The organism is Streptomyces sp. NPDC044704 (assembly GCF_056433525.1).
Genome location: NZ_JBWKGY010000021.1, coordinates 122,138 through 129,012, shown reverse-complemented (window position 1 = coordinate 129,012; position 6,875 = coordinate 122,138). Strand labels below are relative to the sequence as shown.

Genomic DNA, 6,875 nt, shown 5'->3' with positions numbered 1-6,875 from the left:
CCACCAGAGAATCTTCACCGCGAAACCGGCACCGAAAAGAAGCAGAGCGAGCAGAAGAACGAGAAGCAGGGGAACCATAGTTATCAACCTCCAGAGAACCGAATGCCCCCGCACCTTCCGCTCATGCGCGGGAAACTTACCTGTTTCTTATCGGCACTGGCGGGAACACGCACGTCCCCGCATCGCAGGCGTGCCGGCACGCGTATCCGCCGCAGTCGATTTCACAGCGCGCCGCCATCAGCACAGGTTCGCAGTACCTGGAACCCTCAGGTTGCGGAATGTCGGTAAGGCCGAACAGCCCGTGGTGGCGCGTCCCACGCCCGGCTCCATCTCGACAGTCCGGTCCTGCACACCCGGAAGACGAGTACCGCATCCGCTCGATGGGCCTGTCATGCGGAGCCGGTGACGGGCCTGGGCTTCGTCAGGTCAGGCGGCTGCGGGCAGGTGTTGGCCGAGCTGGGCCTGGCCGAAGAGGAGTGCGTAGCCGTCGGGGAGCTGCTGGAGGATGCGGGCGAGGAGGCCGGGGCCGGCGAGGGCGGCGACGGGGGCGAGGACGGCGCCGGTGTCCCAGCGTGCGACGGCCGGGCTGACGCCGGTGCGGGCGGCGAGTTCTTTGACGAAGCCCCAGCCGGTGAGCTGTCCGGCATCGGGGTGGGTGGAGGTGAGGGCGAGGGCGGCTTCGGCGGGCAGGCGGCGGGCGAGGTCGACGCGTTCGTCGCCGGTCAGCTGCCGCCCGAGGGCGCTCAGAACGTTGCGGACGGCTTCCTCGGCGCGTTCGCGCGTGGGGTAAGCGCCTTCGTAGCGGACGCGTTCGAGCATCTGGTCGTACGTCATGGCCGCGGGACTCCGGTCGGGTCGGGTCTGTTCGTACATGACGGTGGCTTGCCTTTCTGTGCAGGTCGTAGGGGTCGTCCGGGGGGCCGGGTCAGGTGGGCTGGGGGTGGCCGAAGAGGAGGTCGTAGCCGGGAGGGAGCTGGAGCAGGATCTCGTGGGTCAGTCCGTCGCCCGCCGCGGCGGCGACGGTGGACAGGACCGCGCCGATGTCCCACAGGGCCGTCTTCTCAGTGGCGCCTTCGATCCAGGCAGCGGTCGCGCGGACGAAACGTTCAGGTGAAAGCGGTTCGGCGGCCTGGAGAGGGTTGAGGAGGATCAGGGCGTAGGTCTCGGGGAGCCGGGCCGCGAGCTCGGCCCGCACCGTGCCGATCAGATGCGCGCCCAGCAGGGCCAGGACGACGCGCGCCACGCGCTCGGCGTCGTCGCGCGTCGCGTACTGGCCGCGTTCCTGGACGTGGGCGAGAAAGGCTTCCCGACGCATCGACATCACGTCACCCCCACGGGAGAGGACGAAGAAGAAGGAGGAGAGGAAGAAAAAGGGGCGGCGGCGGGGACCGGGGTGCCCGGGGGGAGGGGGTTGGGTGGCCCCTGCCCCCGCCGCGCTGGAGGGGCTGGTTCAGCTGGAGATCTGCTTGCGGCCGGTCTGGCCGGTGATGCTGATCTTGCGGGGCTTGGCGCGCTCGGCGATCGGGATGCGCAGGGTCAGGACACCCGCGTCGTAGTCGGCTTCGATGCGCTCGGTGTCCAGGGTGTCGGCCAGCATCACCTGGCGGGAGAACACGCCCAGGGGCCGTTCGGAGAGCTCCATCTGCACGCCGTCGGACTTGCCCGTGGGCCGGCGCTCGGCCTTGACGGTCAGCATGTTCCGCTCGACGTCGATGTCGATCGCCTCCGGGTCCACACCCGGGAGGTCGAAGGCGATCACGTACTCGTCGCCCTGGCGGTAGGCGTCCATCGGCATCACGGACGGCTTCGACCACGTGCCCGACGTACCCGACAGCTGCTGGACGATCCGGTCCATCTCGCGGAACGGGTCAGTGCGCATCAACATCGCGAAACACCTCCAGTTGGTTCAGGCAGAAACTGCCAATGCGCTTCAACGTGCATCCGTTGTAACATGTCATCCAGACGATGACAAGCAGAGTGTCACTGAAAGAGTGACCTGGAGAATGTCGTGTACTGGGTGACCTAGTAGATGTCACCTGAAGGGCGACTGGAATCGCGGAGGGTGCCATGCGGCAGCCAGAACCTTTCAGCCTCAACGCGGCCGTGACCGCGCTGGAGACGATCAGCCAGGCCTTGGAAGACGCCGGCCTCGGAGCCCCCGGCGAGCCCTCGGTCTCACCCGAATCCGGCCCTCATCCGGCCCTGGCGGCGCTGACGATGCTGCGTGAGGTCCGTGAGCAGCTGGCCGGGTGGGAGAGCGGGCTGGTCGAGGCGGCCCGGGAGAACGGTGCGAGCTGGGCGGACCTCGCCGGCCCCCTCGGTGTGGCCAGCCGCCAGGCCGCCGAACGCCGCTACCTGCGCCTGCGCCCCGGAGCCGCCGGCAGCACCGGTGAACAGCGTGTCGCGGCCACCCGGAACTCCCGCGCCGCGGACCGCACCGTCGCCGCGTGGGCCCGCAGCAACGCCGCGGACCTGCGCCGTCTGGCCGGGCAGGTCAGCTCACTGAGTGACCTGCCGCCCGGTGCGGCAGCGTCCATGGAGGAGCTGGACCAGGCGCTCGCGGACAACGACGTGGCCCGGCTCGTCGAACCCCTCAGCGGAGCCCGCGAGCATCTGCGTCCACAGGATGCGGACCTCGCCGAGCGCATCGACGCGCTGACCCGCCACACCGACCAGCTACGCCAGGACAGCCACGACCAGCGCAACACCCGGACAACCTGATCTCCAGCCCGTGTCGCGCCGCCGTGGCGCGGCCTTTCGAGAGGGTGCTCTGTCATGACCGTGAATCCGTCAGGGGCCGCCGGTGAGAACGGCGTGAGCGTGGACGTACTGGACCACGTGGTGGCCGTGCGGCCGGTCGGCGAGATCGACATCGCCGCCGGCCCGCACCTGAGCCGCGCGCTGGCCGAAGCACTGCGGCACGCCACCCCCGCCAGGCCGCTCGTCCTGGACTGCAGCCGGCTCACGTTCTGCGACTCCGCAGGCCTCAACGCCCTCCTCGTCGCCCGGCAGACCGCCCAGAAAGCGGGCATCGACATCCGCCTGGACTCCCCCAACCGGCAGATGCAGCGCCTCCTGGACATCACCGGCACCCTCCCCCTCTTCCCCCTCCACACACCCCCGTCCAACGGAAAGCCCACGTGAGCACACCCTCACCCTTATACACACCGGCCATGGATGACCAGGAGGCCGAGGTCCTGCTGGTGCGGGTGCGGTGGGCGCTCGCCCAGCTCGGCTTCGAGGAGATCGCCACCGGCGCGGAAGGCGTGCACCTCATCGAGCACGCCCGCGGCGTCATGATCGGCTGGATACCCCAGGACATCACCCCGCCCCGCAGACCAGAACCCCGCCGCAACCAGCCCCCGGACCCCGACCCCGAGCTGTCCGGGCTCCGCCGCGCCTTCGGCCTCGCGCTGGCCGCCGCGCTGCGGGGTGCCGGCTTCACCGTCGAAACCCGCGAAGACGAATGGCTCCTCGTCCTCGACACCTTCACCGACGAGCCGTAACGGCCCCGGCAGGGGCGGGGCAGTTCGTCCCGCGCCGCCGGTCATCCGGCCGGCGCGGCCAGTGTGGCCGGCTCGGTCGGTGCGGTCCGTGTGGCCGACGGCTTCAACGGCTGGAAACCCGGCCTCCATCCGCTGTCGGAACGGTCAGACGGGAGCCCCGCGGTCACCGTCACCCCGGCCGTACCCGGCTCCCGTGAGCGTCTCGCCGCCGAGCACGCCGCCGAACAGCCGCCCCAGAGCCCCGGGGCAGGGGAACCCGCGTCCGTGTCGGCTCGCCGCCCTCCGGGCGCGGGACGTCGCGATACGGCGCAAGCTGCTCGCAGAACTCGCGAAGGTGCCCGGTCACCCGCTCGGACGACACGGCTGCGGCCGGCACCAGCGCCTCGATCGCCGTGTGGCACGCCTGGTCGAGCTTGCTGCGCTGGAGCTGCGTACGTGCAAGCCAGAGAGCGTGCAGAGCCCTACCGCGCTGGTTCGCGGGGTCCTCCCGGTCCAGCGCGTCCGCGATCAACGGTTCGGCCATCGCGGCCTCGCCGAGACGGCCGTGCGCGATGCCCGTGTCGACGATGAGCTTCGGCTCGTCGAAGTACGTCACCCAAACCGGGTCTGGGTCGTCCGCCTTGATCCGGTCGTACTGGTTGTGCGCTTGGGTTCTGCTTCGTGCGCCGTGCCTCCTCCTCAGCTCTCAGCTGCCGCTTTCGTCTGTGCCGGCCTTGGGGCGCTTGGTACCGCGGCTCTGATCGAGCAGGGCTGCCAGCAGTTCTTCGGGCTCGGGCTGCAGCCCGCTGCCCAGGTAGCGGATCCCCTCGCCCTCGGGCGCGGTGTCGGTGTCCTTGCCGATGGGGTGCCTGCGGCTGGTCGCGGTGCGCCATCCGTAGCGGGAGTCCCATACCGCGGCAGCGGCCGGCTGGTCGGTGTCGAGCAGGACGGCGGCGGCCACGGCTCCTCCGTCGAGCTGGCGCATCTCCACCTGGGCCTGCTGGGCGATGCCGGCCGCGGCCAGGACGTCGGCGGTGTGCTGCAGGTAGGGCTGGGCACTGCGGGCGTGGAGCTCCCGCTCGGCGAACGCGACAGCGGCGCGGTGGGTGATGGCGGGGTAGCCCAGCTGGAGAGCAGCGTCCTTCAGGCCGAGGCCGGGCTGCTCTTCGACGAGGTCGGCGATGCGCCGGCCGCGCAGGGTGGCCAGGCCGGACCGCGCGGTGGGGAACTTGGTGATGCCGAGGGTGTCGGAGACGGTCTCGACGGTGACGGCGGGGTCGGCGTCCAGGAGCTCGGCGATCCGCGGCAGGATCTCGTCGCGGGGGATCATGTCGCCGCTGCCCTCGCGGCGGCCGCCGCCCGCACCGCGGCCCGGCCGGCTGTCCTTGTAGACGAGGACCAGGCGGCGGGGCCAGTGCTCGGTGCCCTTGGGGCTTTCAGGCACGAGGACCACGCCGGCAGCCAGGTACGGGTCCCTTTTGTAGGTGTTCCAGGTGACGGGGGCGATGTCGAGCAGTTGGGCGGCCTCGTGGCGGTCGAGGAGGTCCTCGTCGTCGTCTACCTGGGGCAGCTCCGGAATGGGCTCGCCGGCGTAGTAGGCCTTGGTCTGCTCCGAGTCCCACAGCTGGTTACGGGCGTCGGGCGAGCTGATGGGCGCCGGGTGGCTTTCTGCCGCGTAGGGCTTCTGGTTTCGGAGCGTGGTGAGCTTCTTGCCGAGGGCGTCGGCCAGGTCGGTCATGGTCTGGACGTACTGCAGGCGTCCGGCGCGGATCATGTGCTTCTCCTTCATCACGGGGCGGGGCGCTGGTCGCGGCCGGCCGGCGGGGGGTCTCAGTCGGTTGTGGGGTCGGGCAGGCGGTCCGGACTGCACGGCTTGCCGGCCTCGGCGCCGCATCCGTCGCAGGGGCGGGCGGCCGCCTCGATGAGCGGGCGGAGATGGGCGAAGGCGCTGCCGGCGCTGGCGTGCGGGGTGAGGCGGCCGGCGACGATAACGCGCAGGGCATGGGGCGGGTTGCTGGTGGTGCGCACCCGGGTGCCGGCGAGGTCGGGAGCCGCCAGGACGCCCGCGGTGGTGACGGCGGTGACGGCGGCTTCGGCCAGGAGCTCGGCAAGGTGGGCGAGTTCGGCATCCACAGCCGCGGCGGTGGCCGGCCACGCGGATGCTGCGGCCGCGGTCTGCCTCGCGCTGCCGGCGGAGTGGGTGAGGGAGGAGAGCGTGGGGCCTCCTGGGTGGGGGTGTGCGTTCGGTGCCGCGGGCTGCCACCACCCGCGAACAAGACAACATTACCTAGCTTCCATCACTGACGGCAAGTGGGGGACCCGCAACGCCGCCTCGTACAGATAGACTTGGAGGCGAGATACGCCTCTCGGGTTTCCGGAGTGTGTGTTTTCGGCAGGCCGGCGCCCTTGCCACCCGCCTCGGCGGAAGTGGGCGCCGGCCGCTTTAATCTCCGCCGGCCACACGCCGCCCCCGCTCAGCGGGCGGCGGTCTCCACACCTCTTCGCCTTCCGGGTTCCGGAAGAGCGCGTCTGCGCTAGCCTCGTTGCAGCATCTACGACTTGGAGGCCGCGATGCGGATCGTCTTCGACCCGGCCGAACAGGAGGCCTTGCGGGCCGATGCGCGGGAAATGGCTGACGGCGACCCGCGGATCGCCTATGTTCTGGAGCGCCTGGCCGGTGAGGGTGTCGACCTGGACGCCGTCACCTCCTGGGAGGAACTGCGCGACAAGCTCGGGCAGCCCCCGCTCGACGACTCCGCTCCCACCTCGCACGTCGCCTGATGGGCCGACACGCGCCCAGGCGCGCGCGCATCGTCTTCTACGACGTCGCGCAGGAGCAGATCGAGAGGATGACGGAGGCCGAGCGGCTCCGCCTCGACCCGGTGCTGGCTGCCGTCTCGAAAGATCCGGAGATCGGCGTGCTGTCAAAGCACGGTGCGATCCGTGAGCACCGCGAGGACGGCGTCCGGATCCTGTACGTGCCGACCGCCTTGGGCACGCTCGTCCTCGTCGCCTACGTCGAGACCGACTGACTCCCCGGGCGGCCCCGAGCACTTGGTCGCAGCAGAGCCCCGGACCTCGCGTCCGGGGCTCTGTCCGTCGGGCCAGGACCGGGCCAGCGGTCTCTCGGGCTTCTGGGCTTCGTTCTGGGCCGCGGGTTACCGGTTCAGCTGGTCGAGGGCGCGCCGCAGAAGCGGCCGGTGCGCGGCGTAGAGGGTACGTCCGGCGGCCGTGATCTCGGCGTCGAGCTGTTCGAGGGAGCCGAGGGCCCACCAGTTGGCGTCGAGGGCGTCATCGGCAGCGATGGCGGTCACCGTGCAGCGCCCAGGCGCCCTCGAAGGGCGGCCAGCCGCGTTCGATCAGCGGGACGTGGCGGCTCGGGGAGCCGGT

Annotated in this window: 11 protein-coding genes and 2 pseudogenes; 5 read left to right on the top strand and 8 right to left on the bottom strand. The window is 70.9% G+C overall.

Annotated features, from left to right (window positions below; all coding sequences use genetic code 11):
* From AC07B0_RS34245 to AC07B0_RS34230, 4 genes and pseudogenes are all read right to left on the bottom strand, one after another.
* Positions 1-114 (bottom strand): annotated as a pseudogene (locus AC07B0_RS34245) (hydrophobic protein); the annotation flags it as partial.
* A 312-nt stretch (positions 115-426) separates the two neighbouring features.
* Positions 427-873, bottom strand: coding sequence for a DUF2267 domain-containing protein (locus tag AC07B0_RS34240; RefSeq protein WP_478899844.1), 447 nt, complete (start codon positions 871-873; stop codon positions 427-429).
* Positions 874-925: 52 nt separating this feature from the next.
* Complete coding sequence (locus tag AC07B0_RS34235; protein ID WP_469383117.1) at positions 926-1,321, bottom strand: DUF2267 domain-containing protein; 396 nt, start codon at positions 1,319-1,321, stop codon at positions 926-928.
* Positions 1,322-1,450: 129 nt separating this feature from the next.
* Positions 1,451-1,885, bottom strand: coding sequence for an Hsp20/alpha crystallin family protein (locus AC07B0_RS34230; protein ID WP_356877517.1), 435 nt, complete (start codon positions 1,883-1,885; stop codon positions 1,451-1,453).
* Positions 1,886-2,067: 182 nt separating this feature from the next.
* Here AC07B0_RS34230 and AC07B0_RS34225 point away from each other — a divergent pair, with 182 nt between their 5' ends.
* From AC07B0_RS34225 to AC07B0_RS34215, 3 genes are read left to right on the top strand one after another with little or no spacing between them, the layout of a single operon-like run.
* Positions 2,068-2,721: an HSP18 transcriptional regulator gene (locus AC07B0_RS34225; RefSeq protein WP_478899841.1), complete on the top strand. Its 654-nt coding sequence runs from the start codon at positions 2,068-2,070 to the stop codon at positions 2,719-2,721.
* Positions 2,722-2,775: 54 nt separating this feature from the next.
* Positions 2,776-3,144, top strand: coding sequence for an STAS domain-containing protein (locus AC07B0_RS34220; protein WP_356877519.1), 369 nt, complete (start codon positions 2,776-2,778; stop codon positions 3,142-3,144).
* 29 nt (positions 3,145-3,173) lie between these two features.
* Positions 3,174-3,506 carry a hypothetical protein gene (locus tag AC07B0_RS34215; protein WP_469383113.1) on the top strand — a complete coding sequence of 111 codons (333 nt, stop codon included), beginning with the start codon at positions 3,174-3,176 and terminating at the stop codon, positions 3,504-3,506.
* A 169-nt stretch (positions 3,507-3,675) separates the two neighbouring features.
* Here AC07B0_RS34215 and AC07B0_RS34210 read toward each other — a convergent pair.
* The 3 genes and pseudogenes from AC07B0_RS34210 to AC07B0_RS34200 form a co-directional block, all read right to left on the bottom strand.
* Positions 3,676-4,158: pseudogene (locus AC07B0_RS34210) on the bottom strand (hypothetical protein); the annotation flags it as partial.
* Positions 4,159-4,191: 33 nt separating this feature from the next.
* Entirely contained in the window at positions 4,192-5,259 is a 1,068-nt protein-coding gene (locus tag AC07B0_RS34205; RefSeq protein WP_478899839.1) for a DUF6292 family protein, read from the bottom strand.
* Between the two features lie 56 nt (positions 5,260-5,315).
* Entirely contained in the window at positions 5,316-5,618 is a 303-nt protein-coding gene (locus AC07B0_RS34200; protein WP_478899838.1) for a hypothetical protein, read from the bottom strand.
* Between the two features lie 426 nt (positions 5,619-6,044).
* On the opposite strand from AC07B0_RS34200, the gene AC07B0_RS34195 reads away from it, so the two are divergent.
* Positions 6,045-6,266 carry a hypothetical protein gene (locus AC07B0_RS34195; protein ID WP_158721263.1) on the top strand — a complete coding sequence of 74 codons (222 nt, stop codon included), beginning with the start codon at positions 6,045-6,047 and terminating at the stop codon, positions 6,264-6,266.
* A complete protein-coding gene (locus AC07B0_RS34190; RefSeq protein ID WP_467300675.1) occupies positions 6,266-6,517 on the top strand; it encodes a hypothetical protein in 252 nt (83 codons plus the stop codon). The genes AC07B0_RS34195 and AC07B0_RS34190 overlap by 1 nt, the downstream gene beginning before the upstream one ends.
* Positions 6,518-6,643: 126 nt before the next feature.
* On the opposite strand, the gene AC07B0_RS34185 is transcribed toward AC07B0_RS34190, so the two are convergent.
* Positions 6,644-6,799, bottom strand: coding sequence for a hypothetical protein (locus tag AC07B0_RS34185; RefSeq protein ID WP_478899835.1), 156 nt, complete (start codon positions 6,797-6,799; stop codon positions 6,644-6,646).
* Positions 6,800-6,875: the final 76 nt, after the last annotated feature.

Bases quoted from the DNA above. Each gene is read 5' to 3' on its own strand.
- AC07B0_RS34230 (WP_356877517.1), bottom strand. From the start codon at position 1,885: ATGTTGATGCGCACTGACCCGTTCCGCGAGATGGACCGGATCGTCCAG.
- AC07B0_RS34190 (WP_467300675.1), top strand. From the start codon at position 6,266: ATGGGCCGACACGCGCCCAGGCGCGCGCGCATCGTCTTCTACGACGTC.
- AC07B0_RS34220 (WP_356877519.1), top strand. From the start codon at position 2,776: ATGACCGTGAATCCGTCAGGGGCCGCCGGTGAGAACGGCGTGAGCGTG.
- AC07B0_RS34215 (WP_469383113.1), top strand. From the start codon at position 3,174: ATGGATGACCAGGAGGCCGAGGTCCTGCTGGTGCGGGTGCGGTGGGCG.
- AC07B0_RS34205 (WP_478899839.1), bottom strand. From the start codon at position 5,259: ATGATCCGCGCCGGACGCCTGCAGTACGTCCAGACCATGACCGACCTG.
- AC07B0_RS34235 (WP_469383117.1), bottom strand. From the start codon at position 1,321: ATGTCGATGCGTCGGGAAGCCTTTCTCGCCCACGTCCAGGAACGCGGC.
- AC07B0_RS34225 (WP_478899841.1), top strand. From the start codon at position 2,068: ATGCGGCAGCCAGAACCTTTCAGCCTCAACGCGGCCGTGACCGCGCTG.
- AC07B0_RS34240 (WP_478899844.1), bottom strand. From the start codon at position 873: ATGTACGAACAGACCCGACCCGACCGGAGTCCCGCGGCCATGACGTAC.